Origin of the sequence: Streptococcus gwangjuensis, assembly GCF_028156745.1 — a bacterium.
Classification (GTDB): domain Bacteria; phylum Bacillota; class Bacilli; order Lactobacillales; family Streptococcaceae; genus Streptococcus; species Streptococcus gwangjuense_A.
Genome location: NZ_JAODJG010000038.1, coordinates 149,082 through 171,536 on the forward strand (window position 1 = coordinate 149,082; position 22,455 = coordinate 171,536).

The 22,455-nt window shown below is 40.2% G+C and carries 22 protein-coding genes, 1 tRNA gene and 1 riboswitch; of the genes, 5 read left to right on the forward strand and 18 right to left on the reverse strand.

Annotated elements, in window-relative coordinates:
• Window positions 1-35: 35 nt before the first annotated feature.
• The 10 genes from rlmD to N5909_RS08080 all read right to left on the reverse strand — a co-directional run bounded on the left by rlmD (window position 36) and on the right by N5909_RS08080 (window position 8,942).
• Window positions 36-1,397, reverse strand: coding sequence for a 23S rRNA (uracil(1939)-C(5))-methyltransferase RlmD (rlmD, locus tag N5909_RS08035; protein WP_271631097.1), 1,362 nt, complete (start codon window positions 1,395-1,397; stop codon window positions 36-38).
• 73 nt (window positions 1,398-1,470) lie between these two features.
• Window positions 1,471-2,445, reverse strand: coding sequence for a DUF1002 domain-containing protein (locus N5909_RS08040; protein WP_261026411.1), 975 nt, complete (start codon window positions 2,443-2,445; stop codon window positions 1,471-1,473).
• Window positions 2,446-2,518: 73 nt separating this feature from the next.
• Complete coding sequence (gene pmp23, locus N5909_RS08045; protein WP_271631098.1) at window positions 2,519-3,133, reverse strand: cell wall hydrolase Pmp23; 615 nt, start codon at window positions 3,131-3,133, stop codon at window positions 2,519-2,521.
• Complete coding sequence (locus tag N5909_RS08050; protein WP_271631099.1) at window positions 3,133-4,107, reverse strand: nucleoid-associated protein; 975 nt, start codon at window positions 4,105-4,107, stop codon at window positions 3,133-3,135. The genes pmp23 and N5909_RS08050 overlap by 1 nt, the downstream gene beginning before the upstream one ends.
• A 7-nt stretch (window positions 4,108-4,114) precedes the next feature.
• Window positions 4,115-5,371, reverse strand: coding sequence for a serine hydroxymethyltransferase (glyA, locus tag N5909_RS08055; protein WP_271631100.1), 1,257 nt, complete (start codon window positions 5,369-5,371; stop codon window positions 4,115-4,117).
• 49 nt (window positions 5,372-5,420) lie between these two features.
• Window positions 5,421-5,852, reverse strand: a complete 432-nt coding sequence (locus N5909_RS08060) for a GNAT family N-acetyltransferase (RefSeq protein WP_033681811.1) — start codon at window positions 5,850-5,852, stop codon at window positions 5,421-5,423.
• Window position 5,853: 1 nt separating this feature from the next.
• Window positions 5,854-6,456, reverse strand: coding sequence for an L-threonylcarbamoyladenylate synthase (locus tag N5909_RS08065; protein WP_033681812.1), 603 nt, complete (start codon window positions 6,454-6,456; stop codon window positions 5,854-5,856).
• The gene (gene prmC / locus N5909_RS08070; RefSeq protein ID WP_271631101.1) at window positions 6,440-7,276 is read right to left on the reverse strand and encodes a peptide chain release factor N(5)-glutamine methyltransferase; all 837 of its coding nucleotides are present in this window, start codon (window positions 7,274-7,276) and stop codon (window positions 6,440-6,442) included. Before prmC ends, N5909_RS08065 begins: the two co-directional genes overlap by 17 nt.
• Window positions 7,276-8,355 carry a peptide chain release factor 1 gene (gene prfA, locus N5909_RS08075; RefSeq protein ID WP_001028815.1) on the reverse strand — a complete coding sequence of 360 codons (1,080 nt, stop codon included), beginning with the start codon at window positions 8,353-8,355 and terminating at the stop codon, window positions 7,276-7,278. Before prfA ends, prmC begins: the two co-directional genes overlap by 1 nt.
• Window positions 8,352-8,942 (reverse strand): thymidine kinase, encoded by a 591-nt coding sequence (locus tag N5909_RS08080; protein WP_020901348.1) that lies wholly within the window; start codon window positions 8,940-8,942, stop codon window positions 8,352-8,354. Before N5909_RS08080 ends, prfA begins: the two co-directional genes overlap by 4 nt.
• 123 nt (window positions 8,943-9,065) lie before the next feature.
• On the opposite strand from N5909_RS08080, the gene N5909_RS08085 reads away from it, so the two are divergent.
• Together N5909_RS08085 and mnmE are read left to right on the forward strand one after the other, a co-directional pair.
• On the forward strand, window positions 9,066-9,248 hold the full coding sequence (locus N5909_RS08085; RefSeq protein ID WP_001117401.1) for a 4-oxalocrotonate tautomerase: 183 nt from the start codon (window positions 9,066-9,068) through the stop codon (window positions 9,246-9,248).
• Window positions 9,249-9,385: 137 nt separating this feature from the next.
• Entirely contained in the window at window positions 9,386-10,759 is a 1,374-nt protein-coding gene (mnmE, locus tag N5909_RS08090; RefSeq protein WP_271631102.1) for a tRNA uridine-5-carboxymethylaminomethyl(34) synthesis GTPase MnmE, read from the forward strand.
• A 44-nt stretch (window positions 10,760-10,803) separates the two neighbouring features.
• Here mnmE and dapA read toward each other — a convergent pair whose 3' ends face one another.
• From dapA to N5909_RS08115, 5 genes are all read right to left on the reverse strand, one after another.
• Complete coding sequence (gene dapA / locus N5909_RS08095) at window positions 10,804-11,739, reverse strand: 4-hydroxy-tetrahydrodipicolinate synthase (protein WP_271631103.1); 936 nt, start codon at window positions 11,737-11,739, stop codon at window positions 10,804-10,806.
• Window positions 11,740-11,795: 56 nt separating this feature from the next.
• Window positions 11,796-12,872 carry an aspartate-semialdehyde dehydrogenase gene (locus tag N5909_RS08100; protein WP_271631104.1) on the reverse strand — a complete coding sequence of 359 codons (1,077 nt, stop codon included), beginning with the start codon at window positions 12,870-12,872 and terminating at the stop codon, window positions 11,796-11,798.
• 228 nt (window positions 12,873-13,100) lie between these two features.
• On the reverse strand, window positions 13,101-13,397 hold the full coding sequence (locus N5909_RS08105; protein WP_271631105.1) for a hypothetical protein: 297 nt from the start codon (window positions 13,395-13,397) through the stop codon (window positions 13,101-13,103).
• 104 nt (window positions 13,398-13,501) lie between these two features.
• Window positions 13,502-13,574: transfer RNA gene (locus N5909_RS08110), tRNA-Thr, on the reverse strand.
• 99 nt (window positions 13,575-13,673) lie between these two features.
• Window positions 13,674-14,183: a QueT transporter family protein gene (locus N5909_RS08115; protein ID WP_271631106.1), complete on the reverse strand. Its 510-nt coding sequence runs from the start codon at window positions 14,181-14,183 to the stop codon at window positions 13,674-13,676.
• Window positions 14,181-14,277, reverse strand: a riboswitch (PreQ1 riboswitch). It overlaps the preceding gene by 3 nt.
• A gap of 28 nt (window positions 14,278-14,305) precedes the next feature.
• Between N5909_RS08115 and N5909_RS08120 the strand changes: the two genes are divergently transcribed.
• Together N5909_RS08120 and mscL are read left to right on the forward strand one after the other, a co-directional pair.
• A complete protein-coding gene (locus N5909_RS08120; RefSeq protein WP_271631107.1) occupies window positions 14,306-14,737 on the forward strand; it encodes a GtrA family protein in 432 nt (143 codons plus the stop codon).
• Window positions 14,738-14,822: 85 nt separating this feature from the next.
• Window positions 14,823-15,200 (forward strand): large conductance mechanosensitive channel protein MscL, encoded by a 378-nt coding sequence (gene mscL / locus N5909_RS08125; protein WP_271631108.1) that lies wholly within the window; start codon window positions 14,823-14,825, stop codon window positions 15,198-15,200.
• A 40-nt stretch (window positions 15,201-15,240) separates the two neighbouring features.
• Here the strand turns inward: mscL and hemH are convergent, their stop codons facing one another.
• Window positions 15,241-16,335 (reverse strand): ferrochelatase, encoded by a 1,095-nt coding sequence (hemH, locus tag N5909_RS08130; RefSeq protein ID WP_271631109.1) that lies wholly within the window; start codon window positions 16,333-16,335, stop codon window positions 15,241-15,243.
• Between the two features lie 153 nt (window positions 16,336-16,488).
• On the opposite strand from hemH, the gene pepT reads away from it, so the two are divergent.
• Window positions 16,489-17,712 (forward strand): peptidase T, encoded by a 1,224-nt coding sequence (gene pepT, locus N5909_RS08135; RefSeq protein WP_271631110.1) that lies wholly within the window; start codon window positions 16,489-16,491, stop codon window positions 17,710-17,712.
• Window positions 17,713-17,747: 35 nt separating this feature from the next.
• On the opposite strand, the gene N5909_RS08140 is transcribed toward pepT, so the two are convergent.
• Entirely contained in the window at window positions 17,748-21,791 is a 4,044-nt protein-coding gene (locus N5909_RS08140) for a pneumococcal-type histidine triad protein (RefSeq protein WP_271631111.1), read from the reverse strand.
• Between the two features lie 7 nt (window positions 21,792-21,798).
• The coding region (adcAII, locus tag N5909_RS08145; protein WP_271631112.1) for a zinc-binding lipoprotein AdcAII at window positions 21,799-22,455 on the reverse strand (657 nt) is incomplete at its 5' end.

Consider the following 22,455-nt stretch of genomic DNA (forward strand, 5'->3'; position numbering starts at 1 on the left):
CACAAACACTCTGAAATCAAAAGGTTTTCACACTCTTATTTTTCAACCCTTGACATCAATACTACCGTCTCCACATGATGCGTTTGCGGAAATAAATCAACCGGCTGGACTTTCTTCAGTTCATATCCTAACTCTTGGTAGAGTTTGATATCACGCGCCATAGTTGCGACATTACAAGAGATATAAGCGATGCGTTCAGCACCTGTTTGGCTGCTTACCTTGATAAAGCTTTCGGTTAAGCCCTTGCGTGGAGGGTCAACCAAGATAACGGTTGGTTGAATTCCTTCCTTGAGCCAATTTTTCATAGCATTTTCAGCTGTATCACAAACATAGTGGGCATTTGAAATATTGTTCAGCTGAGCATTCTTTTTGCTATTCTCTACTGCTTCTGGAATCACTTCAACACCATAGACTTCCTTGACATGTTTGGCAACAGAGAGGCCAATCGTCCCGATACCAGAATAGGCATCAATGACCACGTCATCTTCTTTTAATTCAGCAAAGTCAATGGCTGTTTGATAAAGTTTTTCAGCCATTTCAGTATTAACTTGGTAAAAGGCAGGACCAGCAATTTGGTAGTCATTTCCCAACATCTGGTCAGTGATAAAGTCTTGTCCATAAAGTGTGCGCCATTCCTTACCAAAAATAGCATTGGTGTTCTGATCGTTGATATTTTGCATAACAGACACAATCTCTGGGAATTGCTTGATTAGTTGTTCAATCAATTGTTCCACACGGAAAACTTTGGGACGAGTTGTTACCAAAATGACCATGATTTGGCCAGAATAGTGCCCACGACGCACTACAAGGTTTCGAATCAAGCCAGATTGTTCCTTTTCATCATAAGGTTTCAAATCATAACGACGGAGCAAGTCGCGTAGGGCTACAACTACCTCATCAATCACAGGATCTTGGATAAAGAAACCTTCTAGAGGCATGAGGTCATGGGAATTCTTACGGAAAAAGCCAGTTTCCAAGACACCATTAACACGACGAACAGGCACCTGTGCCTTGTTGCGGTACTTGACTGGGTTTTGCATACCAAGCGTTTCAGCAACCTCTACATCAGCAATTCCAGCAATCTTATATAGACTGTCCTTGACTTGCTTGGTTTTAAATTTGAGCTGTTCTGGATAGGCAAGATGACCTAAATCCGCGATTCCTGAACGCAAGTAAGCCAAATCTAAATCTTGATTACGGTGTGGTGATTGAACAAGGTATTCTTCAACCTTCCCAAAACCAATCTTTTTATTGACCTTGAGGACACGCATGAGGATTTTTTCACTTGGTAAAGCATTCTCTACAAAAAAGACCAAACCATCTACCTTGGCAACTCCTGCACCTTCATGGGTCAAATCAACAATTTCAACTTCTACAATATCATTTTTCTTTAACATTCTCTTCTCTTTCTATTGGCCGACAAAAAAGACGGCAACGTTACGGTTACCATCTATTATACCATGAAATTTCTTAAGAACCAAAACTCTTAAAAAAGTTGACAATGGCTTGCCAGAGGAAGCTTAAGAAGTTACCGCCGTCCTCTAGTGCCTTATCCGCATCAAAGTTAAGGTTGATATTTTTAAAACTGTCACCAGCTTGTGATACGATACTTTGTTTAAGGTCATTTAGTGTTTTAGTGAAGTCTGCATTGCTGAGGATATCACTCTTTGAGAGATTCAAAGCAAAATTGATGATGATATTGATCTGGTTTCCTGTTATAACCTGATCAAGTTTGTAATTTTTTAAGGTATCTTCAACGATTTTGCGGACATCTTCCTCTGTCAGATTTCCCTTGCTTTCCTTAGCTTTGGCAAGTCCTGACTTGATATCAGTGAGGGCAACGTTTAATTTATTAGCATCATAGCCTGACTTGTCCTTGTTTTCAGCATTGATATCGGACAAAGCCTTCAACTCTTCTTGAGCCAAGTCTTTATTGGCTTGCGGAACCTTTGCACCATTAGCTTCTAGCGAATAGTAAATCCCTGCTAAGGCACTCTCACCTGTAACTGGAATAGGGGCTGCTACAGTGATTTTGGCGTGTTCCACACCCAAAGTTACGGCTGCATTTCGGTACATATCCTGAGTCACCTTAGTGATGTTTTCTGGTGTTTCAATCTTGACCTCAAGTGGCGATTTGTCACCTAGCTTTTGAATCTTGGCTGATGAATACAATTGTAAACTAGAGTCATTGGCCACATTCATAATCTTAGAATAGACATCAGGTGTCATGGTCTTTAGTTCTTTGGTGTCTGTTGAGGCATTGTAGCCTAGTTTTTTAAGGGTTTGATTTTTTTGATCTTCAGACAATGATGAACCTAGGACATATTCAGGTTGGACATAGGTTTCATCGATAACTTTTTGCACATCTGTTGCTGCATGGACGCTATTCATAGCTGTTACTGCCCACAAGACCGCAGCACTAGTCAGAAAGAGTTTCTTTCTCATAGGGAATTCCCTCCTTTACCTTTCTAGAGTAATATATCTATCTTAAAGAAAACTTATAGCAAAAACACCTGGACTAGCCAGATGTCGAAAAGAGAGTGAAAGTTTTGATGATGTAAAGGTTGAGTTGCACCTGTCTAGAATAATAATAGTTTCCTCCATTTACATAGAGTTCAGAACCGTGAAAAATGGAAATGGGGTGAATATAACTATAAGTCTTTCCTGTGGTATTGCCAAGTAAGGGAGCAACAGTCTCATGAGAGTACTGTTTGGCCAGAGCCAAGGTGTTTTCCTTACCATTTTGGGCGATAAAATCGATATAGGCAGGTCCAAAATTATAGGCTTGAACAGCTGTCCAAACATCTACCCCCTTCTTCTGGGCCAGATAGAGATTGTCTGTCAAAGTTTGAACGCCTTGCCGAATGCTAGAGGCATTATCATTGATAGTGTTGGTAGAACCACTTGCAGACTCACTAGACTGCATGACATCGCCTTCTTTTCCTTTCGTTTCGGTATAAATCATAGCGAGCACAAGCTCTTCGTTTGCTGGGGTGTCTTTTTCACTCAAGATTTCTCGCACCATGGGTTGATAGGTCATGACTTGCTTGACATCCTGGTGAACGCGGTAAGCTTTATAGCCAGCAAAAAGGAAGACTGCTAGTACAAGCACTCTTCGAATTCGTTTAAACATTATTTACTTTGGATATCCTCGATATTTTTGATTAAGATAGAGTAGGTTCCATTATCATTTTGGATAAACTCAACAGACTCGGCGTCTTGATAGACGTTATTGGGAACGATGAGCTCAATTCCATTTGACAAGGAAAGTTTTTGGTTTTCAAATTTTTTAAGCTGACGACTGGCATCAATTTCATCAAATTGAACAGGCTCTGGTACAGCTTCCTTTACTTGATCAATAAAGCTCAAACGAGCCGTCAGATTATTGTCAAAAAGGTCGTTGGCCAATTTTTCTGGTGACAATTCATTGCTTTCTTCTAGGTTGTTGAAAATGGCTGATTTGACCTTGGATTGAAATTGAAAATCATCTGTGTTAAAAGTTTCAGCAATTCTCTGGGCTGTTTTTTCCAGTTCCTTGATGGATTTCTTAGGTGAAATCTTAGGGGCGACGGCAAGGAGATTGTCTGAAAAATAGTTCAAGAAAGCCCCGTTGTACTTGATTCGTTTTTCAATCAGATGGTACTTGCGACTCTGAAGATTGACCACCAAGGCTTCGTCGGCACCCGTTCCAAATCCAGGCAGGTTATTCTGAGTTAGCTTGATTGGATTATCAACTTCTCCTCCGAGGTGGGTCAAGGTCTCCCGCAGAGCAATTCGTAAGAAAGCGAAATGTTCTACACCTTCTTTAGAAAATTGCACAAAAATCAAGTCATTGGTCTTTATATTTTCAGAAATACTGAACTCCTCTTTCCAGAGATTAGCCAGTGTTACTGATGTCTCCAACAAATCGTCTGTGATGTGATTGAAGAAGGGATTTTCTTCTTCGAAAATCCCAGTCTTAGCTTCATCTGAATACACACGTTCAATTTTTTTACGCAAGTATTCTTCGATTTTTGGAGTGATATTGAGAAACTTATCCGCTAGGAACAGCTCGGTATCATCCGGACTGAACTGATGGATAATGGCTTTCTTAATATAAATGTCCATAAAAGTATTAGTCCTCGTATAATGGGAAGGCATCTGTCAATTCTTTGACTGCACTTCTCACTTCTTCTAAGACAGCATCATTTTCTGCATTTTTAAGGGTTTTAATGATCAGTTCAGCCACTTTGCGACTTTCTTCTTCACCAAATCCACGTGCAGTAATGGCTGCTGCTCCGATACGAATACCACTTGTCTTGAATGGTGACAAGCTTTCGTAAGGGATTGAGTTTTTATTTAGGGTAATATTGACTTCATCCAGCAAGTTTTGAGCAACTTTTCCGTTTTCTACAACCTTAGTCACATCCACTAGGAAGAGGTGGTTTTCAGTTCCGCCAGAAATAATACGGAAATCAGGGTCTTGCAAGAAGACATCTGCCATAGCCTTGCTGTTTTTGATAACATTAGCAGCATATTCCTTGAAAGCCGGATCTAAGACTTCTTTGAAAGAAACAGCTTTAGCTGCCACAACATGCTCCAAAGGACCACCTTGAATACCAGGGAAAATAGCTGAATTGATTTTCTTGGCAAGTTCTTCGTCATTAGTCAAAATCAAACCACCACGAGGTCCTCGAAGGGTTTTGTGGGTCGTTGTTGTCGTGATGTGAGCGTATGGCACTGGGCTTGGATGTAGACCAGCCGCCACCAAACCAGCAATATGTGCCATATCGACCATGAGCTTCGCACCAACAGCATCCGCAATTTCACGGAATTTTGAAAAGTCGATAATTTGAGAATAGGCTGAAGCACCTGCTACAATCAATTTTGGTTTTACTTCTTGGGCTTGTTTCAAGATAGCATCAAAGTCCAAGAATTCCGTTTCAGGATCCACACTATAAGAAACAAAGTTGTAGGTTTGACCTGAGAAGCTAACAGGAGCACCATGAGTCAAGTGACCACCTGCTGCCAAATCCATTCCCATAACCGTATCGCCAGGCTCAATCAAGGCCATGTAAGCAGCACAGTTGGCTTGGCTTCCTGAGTGAGGTTGGACGTTGGCGAATTTAGCACCGAAAATTTCTTTTGCACGTTCAATGGCTAGAGTTTCTACCACATCTACCACATCAGTTCCACCATAGTAACGGCGACCCGGGTAGCCTTCGGCATATTTATTCGTCAAGATAGACCCTTGAGCTGCCATAACAGCCTTGGAAACTACGTTTTCCGAAGCAATCAACTCAATGTTGTTTTGTTGGCGTTCTTCTTCTTTGGCAATAGCATTCCAGAGATCAGCATCGTATGCTTTAAAATCATCTTTGTCAAAAATCATAGGTCTTCTCCTTTATAGTGTGACTGGTCCATTAGTCTAAGAAAATAAACTAAAAGATGCGAATAAACCGTTTCTGCACTTTATCACAAGTATAACCAACTTTTTCATAAAATGCATGAGCACCCAGACGATGATCGGCAGAGTTTAAGCGGATAAACCCATAATTACGTCTTTTTGCTTCTTCTTCCAACCCTTGTAATAAGCTTTTACCAATACCTTGAGCTTGCGCTTGAGGTGAAACTGCTAAAGCTAAAATATTAAATCCTGCTTTGGAATAAAGGGATTCGTAAACCTCAGCGTGGACATAACCAAGTAAGACATGACTAGCTGTATCCTCATAGCCAAGTAGGAAATGATGTTCATCTTGAGATAATCTAGTTAGTTGACTAGCTGTCTCCTCTTGACTAAAAGAATAGCCCAAAGCTTCTTGGTTGATGTCACAAATAGCTTTCACATCTGTTTCTTGCAAATCTCTTAGCATCTCATTCCTCCTCAAAAGAAATCTCTGGCAACTGAGCAAGAATATCTTCTCGCTTAATCGCCCCTTGGCGTAAGATTTTTACCTTGTCACCAGACAAATCCAAAATAGTTGAATCCTGTCCAGTTAGAAAATCATCGTCTTTAAGACCCAGAACCTCTTGGTCAAAATCCTCTAGAATTTGATCAAAGGTCACTCCGCTTGCCTGCCCCGAGATATTGGCAGAAGGTCCAATCAAGGGACCTGTCTCTCGAATCAAATCCAGGGTAATGGGATGACTCGGCATCCGAAATCCCACCGTTGCAAGGCCAGAATTGACCCAAAAGGGAACTCGGTCATTGGCTTCGAGAATAATGGTCAAGGGACCTGGTAAAAAGATCTCGACAAGTTTTGGTAGATAAGCTGGCTGATTCTTTGAAAAGTGCAATATGTCCTCTAGAGAGGCGATATTTAGATTGAGCGCCTTATCTCTAGGACGACGTTTGAGTTGGTATACATGATCAACTGCTTTTTCGTCTAGAGCCTTGGAAAAAAGACCGTAAACTGTCTCAGTAGGCAGAACAACAGCCCCTCCCTTTTCTAATTCTTGTCTAATCTTGTTTATCATCAACGACAACCATCCTATCTTGACCAAACTGGTCCTTGAGTGTTCGTACTCGTTTTTCAGGAAGATGTTTCCTAAAAAGTTCAGGAACACTTTGACCTTGCTTGTATCCAATTTCAAGGTAAATCTTACCACCATCTTTGAGATAGTCTGTTGCATCTTCCGCAATTCTACGGTAAATAGCTAGGCCATCCTCGTCTGCAAAGAGAGCTAGATGAGGTTCCGAATGCAAAACATTCAAACCAACCTCCGACTCATCTTCATGAGAGATATAGGGTGGATTGGATACAATTATATCATATTTTTCAGAAATTTCTGCAAAACAATCAGATTTTTTAAAAAATATATTAAGTTTTTGATTTTTAGCATTTTCGCTAGCTAAATCTAAAGCATATTGGGAAATATCCGCTGCTGTTACTGACCAATCTTGTCTGTTTTTTGCTAAGGCAAGAGCTATGGCACCACTTCCAGTACCGATATCCAGAACTGACAGATTCGTCTCAGGATTTTCAGCAAGGATAAGCTCAACCAACTCCTCTGTTTCTGGACGAGGAATCAATACTCGCTCATCCACTTTTAACTGCATTCCATAAAAATCTGCCTGTCCGATGATATACTGTGCCGGTTTATGAGCTGCTAACTGCTGGAAAATTCCTTTTACAAATACTTCATCCTCTTCCGTCACTTCCTGCTGAAGGGCAAAAACGAAATCTGTAAAAGAGAGATTTTTCAGGCTACGATAGACAAAAGAGAGGCTTTCTGCTTCCTCTCCTTGTCTAATCAACTCTTCTTCAAAATCTGAAAATAATTGAGCTAATTTCATTATTTGTTTAATTCTTCTAATTTTTGTGTTTGGTCATAAAGAACCAAGGCATCCACAACTTCATCCAATTTACCGGACAAAATGGTATCTAATTTTTGGAGAGTTAAGCCGATACGGTGGTCTGTGACACGGTTTTGTGGGAAATTATAAGTACGAATTCGTTCTGAACGGTCACCAGTACCGATTGTTGACTTACGCTCGGCATCTTGTTCATCTTGGGCTATCTGAGCAAAATGGTCAGCAACACGCGCACGGATGATTTTCATGGCCTTCTCACGGTTCTTCTGCTGGGTACGTTCTTCCTGCATCTCAACCTTGATATTGGTTGGTAAGTGAACGATACGAACGGCAGTCGCAACCTTATTGACGTTCTGTCCACCAGCACCTGATGCGTGGTAAATGTCAACACGAAGGTCTTTTGGATCAATATCGTATTCTACTTCTTCCACTTCAGGCATGACAAGAACTGTCGCTGTTGAAGTATGTACACGGCCCTGGCTTTCTGTCACAGGGACACGTTGGACACGGTGAGCACCAGACTCATACTTGAGTTTAGAGTATACAGATTGACCCGAAACCATGGCAACCACTTCTTTGAAACCACCTACGCCGTTCATTGAGGCTTCCATGACTTCAAAGCGCCAGCCTTGGGCTTCTGCATACTTTTGGTACATGGTTAGCAAATCCCCAGCGAATAGTGCTGCTTCATCTCCACCAGCTGCTCCACGGATTTCAAGGATGATATTCTTGTCATCGTTTGGATCCTTTGGAAGAAGCAAGATTTTCAGTTTCTCTTCGTATTCTTCTTTTTCAGCCTTAGCATCTTTGAGTTCTTGCTTAGCCATTTCTTCCAAATCCGCATCTCCGCCTGATTCCTTAATCATCTCTTCGGCATCAACGATGTTTTGAAGGACTTGTTTGTATTCACGGTAAGCTGTTACAGTGTCACGAGTTGAAGCTTCTTCTTTTGAAAGCTCCATGAAACGCTTGGTGTCTGAAACGACATCAGGGTCACTGAGCAACTCTCCTAATTCTTCATAACGGTCTTCTACAGCTTGTAGTTGATCATAGATGTTCATTTTTCTTCATTCTCCTTATTGATTTCAGGTGCAAAATAATGTTTACGGCAAACTGAGATATAGGTTTCATTACCACCTATCTGGATCTGTTCTCCATCGTAAACAGGCAATCCATCCTGTGTACGCAAGACCATAGTCGCCTTTTTCTTACAATACTGGCAGATGGTTTTGATTTCGTCAATCTTATCTGCTAAGAGCAAGAGATATTTGGAACCTTCGAACAATTCATTGCGAAAGTCATTTTTTAAACCAAAAGCCATGACAGGGATGTCTAGCTCATCGACAACACGAGCTAGGTCGTAAACATGGTGACGTTTGAGAAACTGGGCCTCATCGACCAGCACACAGTAAGGTTTTTCTGATAGGTCTCGGATATACCCGAAGATATCCGTCGTTTCCTCAATCGCAATAGCTGGGCGCTTCATGCCAATCCGACTCGACACATAGCCAATACCGTCACGCGTATCCAGAGCCGAGGTCATAATCACAACACCTTTTCCTTGCTCCTCGTAGTTATAGGCCACCTTGAGAATCTCGATTGTCTTTCCAGAGTTCATGGTCCCATAACGATAATACAACTGTGCCATGTTTCTTGCTTCACGTCCATTTCTAAATTTTTGCTACATTCTAGTATATCATAATTTTCTTAAGCTTTAAACGGCAAAATGTGGTAAAATAGAAGAAATCAAAAACTAGTGGAGGAAGCTATTATGCCATTTGTACGCATCGATTTATTTGAAGGACGCACGCTCGAGCAAAAGAAAGCTCTTGCTAAGGAAGTAACAGAAGCTGTTGTCCGCAACACTGGAGCCCCTCAGTCTGCTGTCCATGTCATCATCAACGACATGCCAGAAGGAACTTACTTCCCACAAGGGGAAATGCGCACCAAATAAGCTAGCTTAAGCAGAATTGCTTAGGCTTTTTCAATCTCCAAGTAGCATTCATTGAAGAAATAGCCTAAATTTGTTACAATTTGAAAAGAAACTTGGAAAATTTTCCAAAAAAAGAGCTATTAACTAAAGGAAATATTATGATTACACGTGAATTTGATACCATCGCTGCTATCTCTACTCCACTAGGTGAAGGGGCTATTGGTATTGTCCGCCTGAGCGGGACAGAAAGTTTTGCTATTGCGCAAAAGATTTTTAAAGGAAAAGACTTGAACAAGGTTGCCAGCCACACTCTCAACTACGGTCACATTATTGATCCTCTGACTGGTAAAGTCATGGACGAGGTTATGGTTGGGGCTATGAAGTCTCCAAAAACCTTCACTCGTGAGGATATTATCGAGATTAACACCCACGGTGGGATTGCGGTGACCAATGAAATTCTCCAACTAGCTATCCGTGAAGGAGCTCGGTTGGCTGAACCTGGTGAATTTACCAAACGTGCCTTTTTAAACGGTCGCGTAGACTTGACACAGGCTGAAGCAGTGATGGACATCATCCGTGCCAAGACTGACAAGGCCATGAACATTGCGGTCAAACAACTAGATGGTTCCCTTTCTGATCTTATCAATAATACCCGTCAAGAAATCCTCAATACACTTGCCCAAGTTGAGGTCAATATCGACTACCCTGAGTATGACGATGTTGAGGAGGCCACTACTGCCGTTGTCCGTGAAAAGACAATGGAGTTTGAGCAATTACTAACTAATCTCCTTAGAACAGCCCGTCGAGGTAAAATTCTTCGAGAAGGAATTTCCACTGCCATCATCGGCCGTCCTAACGTTGGAAAATCCAGCCTTCTCAACAACCTCTTACGTGAAGATAAGGCTATCGTCACAGATATTGCTGGTACGACACGTGATGTCATCGAAGAATACGTCAACATTAATGGAGTTCCTCTAAAATTGATTGATACAGCTGGTATTCGTGAAACAGATGATATTGTGGAACAAATCGGTGTTGAGCGTTCGAAAAAAGCCCTTAAGGAAGCTGACTTGGTTCTACTAGTGCTAAATGCCAGTGAACCACTGACTGCTCAAGACAGACAACTTCTTGAAATTAGCCAGGATACCAACCGCATTATTTTACTTAATAAAACCGACCTGCCTGAGGCCATCGAAACCGAGGAACTTCCAGAAGATGTCATCCGCATTTCAGTCCTTAAAAACAAAAACATTGATAAGATTGAAGATAGAATAAACAACCTCTTCTTTGAAAATGCTGGTTTGGTTGAGCAAGATGCTACTTACTTGTCTAATGCTCGTCACATTTCCCTGATTGAAAAAGCAGTTGAAAGCCTGCAAGCTGTTAATGAAGGGCTAGAGCTGGGAATGCCAGTTGATCTACTTCAAGTTGATTTGACTCGAACTTGGGAAATTCTTGGTGAAATCACAGGTGATGCGGCTCCTGATGAACTCATCACCCAACTCTTTAGCCAATTCTGTTTAGGAAAATAAGAAATCCATGATCGTTCATTCGGTCATGGATTTTATTGTCGTCATTAATAATCTGGTCTTAAGACACCTGTTACAGTTGCTTTAGTTGCTTCGTAGTCGCCATCTACGACAACCTTGATAATGCGTTTGGCATCTTCTTCTGGTGCTGGAACTAGAGGTAGACGAGTTGGTCCAGCTTCAAATCCCATATAGTTAAGAACGGCCTTGACTGGAGCAGGACTTGGGTAAGAGAAGAGAGCATTAACCTTAGGAATGAACTTACGCTGAATAGCTGCAGCTTTCTTCATATCGCTTTCTTCAATGGCCATAAACATCTCGTGCATTTCATCTCCATTTGTATGGGAGGCAACAGAAATAACCCCATCCGCACCAAGGTTCATGGCATGGAAAGCATCTCCATCCTCACCAGTATAAATCAAGAATTCTTCAGGCTTGTGCTCAATCAAGTAAGCCATATTAGCCAAGCTCGTACATTCTTTGACACCGATAATATTTGGATGGTCAGCCAAACGAAGCATGGTTTCTGGAGTTAGCTCAACAACCACACGCCCAGGAATGTTATAGATAATAATAGGCAAGTCAGAAGCATCTGCAATGGCTTTAAAATGCTGATACATTCCTTCTTGAGAAGGTTTGTTGTAGTAAGGAACAATAGCAAGCCCAGCTGCGAAACCACCAAAGTCAGCTACTTCTTTGACAAACTCAATAGAGTCACGCGTATCATTGGTACCTACACCCGCAATCAAAGGAACACGTCCATTGACAACTTTCTGTACAGCTACAAACAGTTCCAACTCTTCATCGTGAGTTAAGGTTGGACTTTCAGCTGTTGTACCAGCAAGGAGAATCCCATCCGTATGATGAGCCAGCAAATGCTCAATCAAGGCTGGAATAGCATCAAAATTGATAGAACCATCATCATGAAAAGGAGTAATGAAAGCTGTGATGATTTTACACTCTTTTAAATCTTGATAAGACATGAGAAACACCTCTCTATTTCAAAGAAGGAGTTCATCTGAACTCCTAAACGATATGACTATTTTAATTCAAATTTCAATTCGCAAGTTGGACGAACCAAACCACGTTCATGAAGAGTTTCTGCAATCTGAACTGAGTTCCAAGCAGCACCTTTAAGAAGGTTATCTGAAACAACCCACATGTGAATTCCTTTTTCGGCATCCAAGTCTTTACGGATACGACCAACAAAGGTATCACGCGAACCAACTGCATTGATGGCTTGAGGATAGATTTGATGAGCTACATCATCTTCAAGGACAGCACCTGGGAAGGCTGCGATAGCTGCTTTTACTTCTTCAATTGGAGCCACTTCTTTTGTTTCGATGTAAACTGACTCAGAGTGGGCTGATAAAACAGGAATACGGACACATGTTGCAGATACTGCAATGCTGTCATCTTCCATGATTTTCTTAGTTTCCTTGGTCATCTTCATCTCTTCGTAAGTGTAATCATTATCAGTGAAGACATCGATTTGTGGAAGAGCGTTGAAGGCGATAGGATAGTGTTTCTTATCACCACCTGAAGGCAAGATTTCCGCATGCAAATCACGTGGTTTCACTCCATCATTTAAAACTTCACGAAGTTCACGTTGTGTCTCAAGAATTGCTCCCATACCAGCACCTGAAACGGCTTGGTAAGTTGAAACAATGATACGGTCCAAGCCCCATTTTTGGCGAACTGGCTCAAGAGCCACCATCATTTGGATAGTTGAACAGTTAGGGCAGGCAATAATACCGTTGTGGGAATCAAGTGCATGAGCATTGACCTCTGGAACAACCAAAGGAACATCTGGATTTTGACGGAAGTAAGATGTATTATCAACTACTACCGCTCCAGCTTTCACTGCGTATGGTGCATACTTAGCTGATGTAGAACCACCTGCTGAAAAGAGAGCAATGTCAACTCCTTCAAAAGCTGTTTCAGTCGTTTCTTCAATTGTAATATCTTGATCTTTAAATTTCAAAGTCTTGCCTGCTGAACGTGCAGAAGCAAGCAAGCGGATTTTATCGATTGGAAGTGTTGATTCTTCCAACATTTTTATCATCTGAGCACCGACAGCACCTGTCGCGCCGACTACAGCAACTGTATATCCCATAAGTAACCTCTTTCGGAATTTTCTAAAAATTTCTATAATAGATGTATTATACTACTTTTTCCATGAATTGCAAAGCTTTTTCATCATTTTTTGGAAAATAAAAATCCCCAGTCGCTAGACTAGGGACTAAGAGGCATCTTCATGTGATGAGCAGGTTCACACAACTCATCAAGGTCCGCTCCTGCGTTATGACCTCCTTATGCTCAATAGTAGTCCGAAGACTACCTATCAACTCATCGCACCTTCTATTCTACTAAAGAGAATCACTTTTGTCAACAGACGAAACTCTTTATACTCTTCGAAAATCTCTTCAAACTTCGTCAGCGTCGCCTTACCGTATGTATGGTTACTGACTTCGTCAGTTTCATCTACAACCTCAAAAACATGTTTTGAGCTGACTTCGTCAGTCTTATCTACAACCTCAAAAACATGTTTTGAGCTGACTTCATCAGTCTTATCTACAACCTCAAAACAGTGCTTTGAGCAATCTGCGGCTAGCTTCCTGGTTTGCTCTTTGATTTTCATTGAGTATTAGTTTCATTTACACAACTGAATAGAAATATCTTTGAAACATTTGATGCAGACATAACAAAAACCCTTGTAAATCAAGGGCTTTTCTGTCTATTTCATGCTAATTGCCGGGATTGAACCGGCGACCTCATCCTTACCATGGATGCGCTCTGCCAACTGAGCTAAATCAGCTTACTTAAAAAGTATACTATAGTTAGAAAAACTTGTCAAGTTTCCTTAGAAATTTTGCATAAGAAAAAGCCAGATCAGAGTTGCCTAGCTTGTCTTCTTCTATTTAGTCAAATCGATTCGACGACCAATTTTACCGATAATAATCGCTCCAATAATTAATGAGGCAAATTCACCAATTCCTGTTGTAAACCAAGTAAGGAAAAATGGTAATTGCGCTACGATATTCAACTCGGCAGCGATAGTAAACATGGAAATTGAAAAGAGGATTGAAAAAAAGAAATGATCTTTTCGAATTAATCCCTTAAAGAGGTAATCTTTGCTGTATTTTGCAAAAAGCCAAACACCTAGACTGAGGAATACCAAGGTTGATCCACCACCAACAAAGACATCCAGCAGTCCGAAGCTAAAGAAATTAGCAATCATACAACCGATGGTAACTCCGATGATGTACTTAGGATTGTAAAAAGCCATAAAGTTCATCATTTCTGAAATACGGAACTGATAAGCACCATAGCTGATTGCATTTAGGGGTGGTGTGACAGTCAAAACGACATAGACAGCAGCAACGATTGCAATATCTGCAACATCACGAATAGTTAATTTTTTCATATTTTCTCCTTTAGCGGTTGCCCGCGTGCAATATGCTTGGTGAAAGAAGCTAAGCACCAAGGGTTGCTTGAATCAACCTTACTAGTATAGCACAATAGACTGCTTTATGCTATACTAAAAACATGAAAAAACGTATTCAAAGTCTCTTGAAAAATGAGCTTTTACTCTATCTCTTTTTTGGACTAGCCACTACTCTTGTAACTATCCTATCCAGATTAGTCATTTATCAACTAACTCATAGAGAACTCCTTGCTACTGGACTAGCAAATATTGTCGGTATCCTGTTTGCCTTTTTTACAAATGATAGACTTGTATTTAAGCAAGCTAGAGAGAATTGGTCAATCCGTTTAGTAAAATTTACTCTAGCACGTCTTTCTACTTTTCTTTTAGACTTGTTTTTAACTTTTCTCTTTGTGACTCAGTTTCCTAATATTATCGGACAATTTGTAAATAATAATATTAATAGAGTGAATAGTATTGAAACAGTTATTTCACAATTTTTGATAATTATCCTCAATTACATTTTTAGTAAGGTATTTATTTTTAAAAAATAAGAAAAAATTTAAGCATATTGCTTGCAAGAACTTCTTAATTAACATATAATAAAGTGAAAAAAATTTTTGAAAGGAAATTATGAAAATGTTAAAAGATCTTAAAGCATTTTTGCTTCGTGGTAACGTTGTTGATCTTGCTGTCGGTGTGATTATTGCCACTGCTTTTGGTGCAATCATTACTTCATTTGTTAATGATATCATCACTCCACTTCTATTGAACCCTGCTTTGAAAGCTGCAAAAATTGAACGTATTGCTGAACTTTCATGGAATGGTGTTGCTTACGGTAGCTTCTTGAGCGCTGTTATCAACTTCCTAGTTATCGGTACTGTTCTCTTCTTCGTTATCAAAGGTATTGAAAAAGCTCAAAGCCTTACTAAGAAAGAAGAAGCTGAAGAAGCTCCAGCTGGTCCAACTGAGTTGGAAGTACTTCAAGAAATCAAAGCTCTTCTTGAGAAAAAATAATCAATTAAAAGGATCTAGCGTAAAGCTAAATCCTTTTTCTTTACTCTTTTGGTAACTTGCCTGCTTTCTCAAGCATTTTTTTGATAAGATAGGGCATCTTAACATTTTCTCGACCTTTTTTCTCAATCAGTTTTTTAACAAATTCTGGCATTTGTAAATCTTGAGATTCGGCCAAGATATTTTTAGTCTCATCTGAAGGAACTAACTCGTCAAAGGTTTCTTCTTCTGGAAGAAATTCCTTAAATTCTTGATGTTCATTAGCTCTGACTGTATTGACCAAGGCATCAATCAAACGAGAATCTGTATTTGGCATTGGTGGACGATGATAGTTCACCCCAAATTCCTGACACAAGTCATAACATTCCACATCGTTGTCAAACAAGACTTCAATATGCTCGCTGATGAAGCTGATAGGAACAAAAATATAATGGTCTGGATGTTCTTTCTGCTCTCTAAGATACTCTAAGACATCTGGCTTAATCCATGGAATCCCAATATCACTTTCACTTTGCCAAGTGTTAGTATATTGCTCAGAACTCAAACCTAGTTTTTCAGCGACTAGCTTGCTATTTTCAAAAATTTGATCGATATAAGGATCACCAAAATCCAAGGCAAAAATGGGGACACTGTGAGCTGAAAAGATGACTTTAAAGCTATCCTGCTTTACTTCTTCTTTTAAAATCTTATCAATTTCATCTGCCCAATAGTTTAAGAGCGCTTCTTCTTGATACCAATCCTTAATAACTAAAAATTGAATTTGTTTGCTTTCTAAAAATTTCTCATAGCCCATGACAGAGTAGAAAGAATAATGGGGTTCTAAAATCAAGCAAATACACTGCTCAATACCGTCTACTTCCATCTGACCAATCACATCTGGGATAAAGGGTCTAGAAAACTTATTAGCAAAATAAACACTGTATTCATTCCCCAGCCTAGCTTCTACCAAAGCAACCTCTTCTCGGGTAATTTTTTGCAGAGGCGTGCCCCCAATTTTTACATAATTATCATAGAGAGTTTGAATCTCGTGGTCTTGAGGTCTCACTCCACGACGAATATTTGTGAAAAAATCAGCCACACCTTCAAAGGTAATCTCTTCTGGCGAACCGAACGTCATCATTAAAATTGCTTTTTTCATAACTGCTTCCTTGTGATGTTTTTATCAAGTTTATTTTATCATGAATCCACAAATAAGTAAACGCCAACATAGGAACATTCTTAATCTTCTGTTTTTTTGTTTTTCTCTTCTTTCTATGATACAATGGAAAAAATGAATTCAAAAGGAGTTTTTATGACTTACCCAAATCTCTTGGACCGTTTCTTAACCTATGTTAAGGTTAACACGCGCTCTGATGAACACTCTACTACTACTCCAAGTACGCAGAGTCAAGTTGACTTTGCGACAAATGTTCTTATTCCTGAAATGAAACGTGTTGGATTACAAAATGTTTATTATCTACCAAACGGTTTTGCAATTGGAACCTTACCAGCCAATGATCCATCTTTAACACGTAAGATTGGCTTTATATCTCACATGGATACTGCTGATTTTAATGCCGAAGGAGTCAATCCACAGGTAATTGAAAACTACGATGGTGGTGTGATTGAACTAGGAAATTCTGGTTTCAAACTCGATCCAGCTGACTTTAAGAGTCTTGAGAAATATCCAGGCCAAACGCTCATCACAACAGATGGAACAACCTTGCTAGGTGCTGATGACAAGTCAGGAATTGCTGAGATTATGACTGCTATTGAATATCTGACTGCTCATCCTGAAATTAAGCACTGTGAGATTCGTGTTGGCTTTGGTCCAGATGAAGAAATCGGTGTTGGTGCTAATAAATTTGATGCAGAAGATTTTGATGTTGATTTTGCCTACACAGTTGATGGTGGGCCACTAGGTGAGCTTCAGTACGAGACTTTTTCAGCAGCTGGGGCTGAATTGCATTTCCAAGGACGCAATGTCCACCCTGGTACAGCAAAAGGGCAAATGGTCAACGCCCTTCAGTTAGCAATTGATTTTCATAATCAACTTCCAGAGAATGATCGACCTGAGTTAACAGAAGGTTACCAAGGCTTCTACCATCTTATGGATGTGACAGGTAGTGTCGAGGAGGCGCATGCAAGCTACATCATTCGTGATTTTGAAAAAGATGCCTTTGAAGCGCGTAAAGCAGCTATGCAGTCAATCACTGATAAGATGAATCAAGAACTTGGTAGCGACCGTGTCACCCTAAACTTGACAGACCAGTACTACAATATGAAAGAAGTCATTGAAAAAGACATGACTCCAGTTACCATTGCCAAAGCCGTTATGGAAGATTTAGGTATCACTCCTATTATCGAACCAATTCGTGGAGGGACAGACGGCTCTAAGATTTCCTTTATGGGAATCCCAACTCCTAATATCTTTGCGGGAGGAGAAAATATGCACGGACGTTTTGAATACGTCAGTCTTCAGACCATGGAACGTGCAGTTGATACCATCATTGGTATCGTAGCTTATAAAGACTAAAAAGACGAGGTAGCTCAGCTACTTCGCCTTTCTTTTTATTCTGCTGGTTTTTCTTGATTTCCAGTACTTGTTGTAGATTCTGTTGTTTCCTTTTCTGAAGCTGATTCAGCAGGTTTAGAATCTGTTGCCTTGCTCGGTTTGTTTTCGTCGATGGCAGTTTCACTGTTAGATTCTGTAGTTGCGTTAGGTTGGTTTTCAGCACTTGTCTTATCACCATTTGATTCAGCATTTGTTGATGGAGTTGTTTCTTCACTTGCACTTGATTTTGACTTGATTTCTTGATTCAAAACTAGGATAGCTTTTGTCAATTCAAGTAAAGCGGCTTTATCCTTACTCTTAGCAGAAAGTTGATCTAGCAATGCATCTACTTTATCAAAGTCTGCATCAGAACCCTTATTGTTTTCTAAATAAGCATGAAGCGACATAAGAATATCGTAGAGTTTTTGATAAAGTACAAGTGTCTGAGGATCTTGCTCAGCATTTTCCTTTTCTTGTTGAAGGGCGCTAGCGATACGAGTCAAGACATCTTTCACCTGACTGTTTACTTCATCCAAGTCTGCATCAGCCTTGTTTGTGGCAGCTTTTAGATTTTCTACTTCTTCTGCCAAGGATTGTCTGATTCCTTCTTCTTGGATTTGTTCTAAGAGTTGATTTGCCTTGCTCAAAAGACTTTCTACTTCTTCCTTGCTAACATGATTGACATGTTCTTCAGGCATAAAGTCTCCGTACAATTCTTTCAAGAAGCCATAAATAGCTGTCTTGGCAGTTTGGTTATCTACTTTTTCAGTATCTAGAACAGTCTGAATCGATTTAGCAGTAGTTGGTTGAGCTTTCAAAGCTTCTTCCACTTCTTGTTTTGCCTGATAGATGCTTGGGAATAATTTGTTCAATTCTGCTGCCTTAAGGAAGGATTGAGATTGATACAAGGTCCAAGTCAACTGAGCTACTTTATTACGAAGTTCATCACTCAAACGACCGTCATTTACGTGTTCGTAGAAATACTTGATGTATTCAACTGTTGTAACACCTGTTCGATCATTAAAGTCTTGAAGAGCTTGAAGTTGTGATTCAACAGCTGCTAAAGCAGCTTCATCTTTAGCCAATTTAGCTTCTTGGAGTCGAACGAGAAGGTCTTTCTTCGGAAGTCCATAAGAGTCTGTATCCAGTGTCTTGATTTTATCAATCAAGACCTGATATTTCTTATCTAGAGCACTGGTTTCAACAGGTTTGACACTTTCATCAATATGGATATATTGCTTATCAAAGAGATCAAGGGTTGCAAGATAACCTGCTGTAGAGTTAGTTGCCAGTTTCTTCATGTTTTCAGTAAACTGGCCTAAAGCTAACTCAATCTGTCTTTGTTCGATAGGCTTGTCTTTGTAGATACTTCTGCTATCAGCTAGAAGTTGATCCACTTTTTCCAAGACTGCCTTCTCATCAAAAGCTCCAGGTTGATAATTGGATTGTAGAGCTGGAATCTTGTTTTTCAAAGCCACTTCATAACCCTTCGTTTGAACCTTGATGTAATGATTGTGGTCGCCATGAGGAATCACAAAACTACCATTTTCTACCTGTAAGCTATAAGGAGACACACCATCTCGCAAAGCAGTCGTGTAGAGTTCATTTAGGAAATCAAGTTCTGGATTGCCAGTTTGAAGAGGAATCCGAACGTGTTCTTTACGAACAGCATAGGGATGGATATGAGTTGGATCGTAGGCTTGGTCTGGGTTTCCAAAGACAAAGAATCCGTTTGAAATTCTAATAGCTTCAAGTGGAACGCCGTAGGTCTTAGAAATATAAGCAATCTTTTCTTCATCGCTAGCATCTCTTGAGAAAGACTCTACCGTTTTAGCAAGAGGTTTTACAGGCTCTGCATCATGATGTGTTTTCAAATGGTCTTGTGCAGCCTTAATTTGGTCTGCTGTCAAGTCTTTCTTGAAAAAGTAATGATTGTGGTCACCATGACTCATGACAAAACCTTGCTCATCCTCACTGATGACACGATTAGCATCAAAACCGTGATCGTGTTCTTCACCATGATGATGTCCATGATCATCACCATCGTGCTTATCATCCTGAGCTGGACTTGGTGTTACTGGAGTCTTAGCTCTTAAATGATCTTGCGCTGCCTTGATTTGATCAGCTGTCAAATCCTTCTTGAAGAAGTAATGATTATGGTCACCATGACTCATGACAAAGCCTGACACATCTTCACTGATGACGCTATTGGCATCAAAACCGTGATCATGGTCTTCACCGTGATGGTGAGCATGATCTTCTTCATCGTGATCATCATGGGCTGGACTTGGTGTTACTGGCGTCTTAGCTCTTAAATGATCTTGTGCAGCCTTAATTTGGTCTGCTGTCAAGTCTTTCTTGAAAAAGTAATGATTGTGGTCACCATGACTCATGACAAAACCTTGCTCATCCTCATTGATGACACGATTAGCATCAAAACCGTGATCATGGTCTTCATCATGTTTGCGACCATGATTATCTTTATCATGTTCATCATCATGGGCTGGGCTTGGTGTTACTGGAGTTTTACCTCTCAAATGATCCTGCGCCGCCTTGATTTGTTCTGGTGTTAGATCTTTCTTAAAGAAGTAATGATTGTGGTCACCATGAGTCATGACAAAGCCTGCCGCATCTTCACTGATAATTCGATTGACATCGAAATCATGGCCATGTTCGTCATGGTGATGACCGTGTGTATCTTCATCGTGATCATCATGGGCTGGACTTGGTGTTACTGGCGTCTTACCTCTTAAATGATCTTGAGCCGACTTAATTTGCTCTGCTGTCAAATCCTTCTTGAAGAAGTAATGATTATGATCACCGTGTGACATAACAAAGCCTGCCGCATCTTCACTGATGACACGATTGGCATCAAAACCATGATCATGGTCTTCATCATGATGGTGGTCATGTCCATCTCCATCATGTCCATGCTTTTCATGCTTAAGGTCCTGACTTCTATGGTCACCATCTTGCTCATGATGATGGTTTTGCTGAGTAGGTTTTTCTGCTGGTTTGCTTGGATTCTCCAATGGTGTTGGTTCTACACTGTCACTAGACAAAGGAATCATTCTCGCAATCTTTTCTTCTAATGCAGAAAGCTTTGTATAGGGGATGAAATGATAGTGATTTCCGTGAGGAATCGCTACACCACTCGGTGTTCTGCTTAAAATCTTAGCAGGGTCAAAAGTCAAACCATCCGATTCAGCATATCGTTGAGTACTTGGAAGAGCATAGAGCTGCTGTAATAGACTTTGAAGACTCTCGGATTTATTACTTGGTATTTCAGCCTGTTGAATAGGCTTGGTAGTTTGACCAGTCCCATTTGTACTTGGACGATAGTCAGTCACACTAGGCTGATTTCTAGTTCCAGAGAGGTAAGCTTGTGCTGCAGCCAATTCACTAGCAGACAAGGAACTCTTTGGAATGTAGTGGTAATGTCCACCGTGAGGGACGATATAAGCATCACCAGCATCCTCTATAATATCAGATGCATTAAAGATGTAGCCGTCATCAGTAGTATAGCGACCTTGAGATTGAGCAAGCGCCACTGCACTATTAGATGTTGGTGCATCGTGAGTATGTCCTTGTTTTTGACGTTCAATTTCGTCCTTCGAACGAACGTTGTCCGCATGTGCCACATCCTTAAGGTAAACATAATACTTACCATCCACCTTGATAATGTAACCACCTTTGACTTCGTTGACAATATCAGCGTCTTTCAATTGATAATTGGCATCTTTCATCAAAAGTTCTTCACTGAAAATCGCATCAAAAGGAACTTTACCATTATAATAATGGAAATGATCACCGTGTGAAGTCACATAACCTTGATCGGTGATTTTCACAACAATTTGTTCAGCCTGGATATCTTCTTTTTTGCTGACTTGCTCTGGTGTTTGTGTCTCTGTTTTTGGAGTGTCTTGTTTCCCATCGACATAAGATACACGATTCGTATCTTTGTTCTCTCCTGTCTGATGTTGATTCAATGCATAAATACAAAGACTTAAAGAAAGGACAACAGCTGCACCAGCAGCAAGTTTCTTCTTATTTATTTTCATAATCTCCTCATTTCAATTCTTCTGCTAAAATACTCATATTTTCTTCAAGATTTTCTAAATAAGTCTTGTCATTTTGTGGGTCTGCCTCTAAGGGATTCAGAGTTTTTAGACCCACACCTGTTGATTTGACAAGAGTTTCAGCTACTTTCGAAGAAGCATTACTTTCTGTAAAAATCGTTTTAACCTTATAGGTTTTAACAAATTCCTGAATTTCTGTTAATTGTCTTGGACTTGGTTCTTGTTCTGGAGAGATACCTGCGATTCCAAGCTGATTGAGTCCAAATCGCTTAGCTAGATAAGAAAAGGCTGTATGTTGGGTTACAAATGTTTTCTGACTCGCTTTTTCAAATTTAGGTTGGAATTTCTTAGTCAATTCTTGAGCTTTTTTGATAAAGGCTTGCGCATTTTTCTGATAAGTTTCTTTGTGCTCACTATCAACCTCTGAAAGTTTATCAGCGATAATTTGCGCTTCTTCGCCAGCTTTTTCAGGATCTAGCCAAGTATGAGGGTCATAAAGCGTTTTTTCATCAACTCCATCACCGGCTTCCACATCTTCTAGACCAGGGACACGATCCAACGTCATTCCTTCTGAAGCCTCTAAAACCTTAACTTTGGATTTTTTGAGATTTGGATCCAGACTTCCTGCCCAAGATTCAAGTGTATG

Coding starts and splice junctions, on each gene's coding strand:
- rlmD (WP_271631097.1), bottom strand. CDS start 1,397: ATGTTAAAGAAAAATGATATTGTAGAAGTTGAAATTGTTGATTTGACC.
- dapA (WP_271631103.1), bottom strand. CDS start 11,739: ATGTCTTATCAAGATTTAAAAGAGTGTAAAATCATCACAGCTTTCATT.
- N5909_RS08040 (WP_261026411.1), bottom strand. CDS start 2,445: ATGAGAAAGAAACTCTTTCTGACTAGTGCTGCGGTCTTGTGGGCAGTA.
- N5909_RS08065 (WP_033681812.1), bottom strand. CDS start 6,456: ATGATAAACAAGATTAGACAAGAATTAGAAAAGGGAGGGGCTGTTGTT.
- pmp23 (WP_271631098.1), bottom strand. CDS start 3,133: ATGTTTAAACGAATTCGAAGAGTGCTTGTACTAGCAGTCTTCCTTTTT.
- N5909_RS08050 (WP_271631099.1), bottom strand. CDS start 4,107: ATGGACATTTATATTAAGAAAGCCATTATCCATCAGTTCAGTCCGGAT.
- N5909_RS08105 (WP_271631105.1), bottom strand. CDS start 13,397: ATGAAAATCAAAGAGCAAACCAGGAAGCTAGCCGCAGATTGCTCAAAG.
- hemH (WP_271631109.1), bottom strand. CDS start 16,335: ATGAAAAAAGCAATTTTAATGATGACGTTCGGTTCGCCAGAAGAGATT.
- N5909_RS08120 (WP_271631107.1), top strand. CDS start 14,306: ATGAAAAAACGTATTCAAAGTCTCTTGAAAAATGAGCTTTTACTCTAT.
- N5909_RS08100 (WP_271631104.1), bottom strand. CDS start 12,872: ATGGGATATACAGTTGCTGTAGTCGGCGCGACAGGTGCTGTCGGTGCT.
- N5909_RS08080 (WP_020901348.1), bottom strand. CDS start 8,942: ATGGCACAGTTGTATTATCGTTATGGGACCATGAACTCTGGAAAGACA.
- prmC (WP_271631101.1), bottom strand. CDS start 7,276: ATGAAATTAGCTCAATTATTTTCAGATTTTGAAGAAGAGTTGATTAGA.
- N5909_RS08085 (WP_001117401.1), top strand. CDS start 9,066: ATGCCATTTGTACGCATCGATTTATTTGAAGGACGCACGCTCGAGCAA.
- mscL (WP_271631108.1), top strand. CDS start 14,823: ATGTTAAAAGATCTTAAAGCATTTTTGCTTCGTGGTAACGTTGTTGAT.
- N5909_RS08140 (WP_271631111.1), bottom strand. CDS start 21,791: ATGAAAATAAATAAGAAGAAACTTGCTGCTGGTGCAGCTGTTGTCCTT.
- glyA (WP_271631100.1), bottom strand. CDS start 5,371: ATGATTTTTGACAAAGATGATTTTAAAGCATACGATGCTGATCTCTGG.
- pepT (WP_271631110.1), top strand. CDS start 16,489: ATGACTTACCCAAATCTCTTGGACCGTTTCTTAACCTATGTTAAGGTT.
- mnmE (WP_271631102.1), top strand. CDS start 9,386: ATGATTACACGTGAATTTGATACCATCGCTGCTATCTCTACTCCACTA.
- prfA (WP_001028815.1), bottom strand. CDS start 8,355: ATGAACATCTATGATCAACTACAAGCTGTAGAAGACCGTTATGAAGAA.
- N5909_RS08060 (WP_033681811.1), bottom strand. CDS start 5,852: ATGCTAAGAGATTTGCAAGAAACAGATGTGAAAGCTATTTGTGACATC.
- N5909_RS08115 (WP_271631106.1), bottom strand. CDS start 14,183: ATGAAAAAATTAACTATTCGTGATGTTGCAGATATTGCAATCGTTGCT.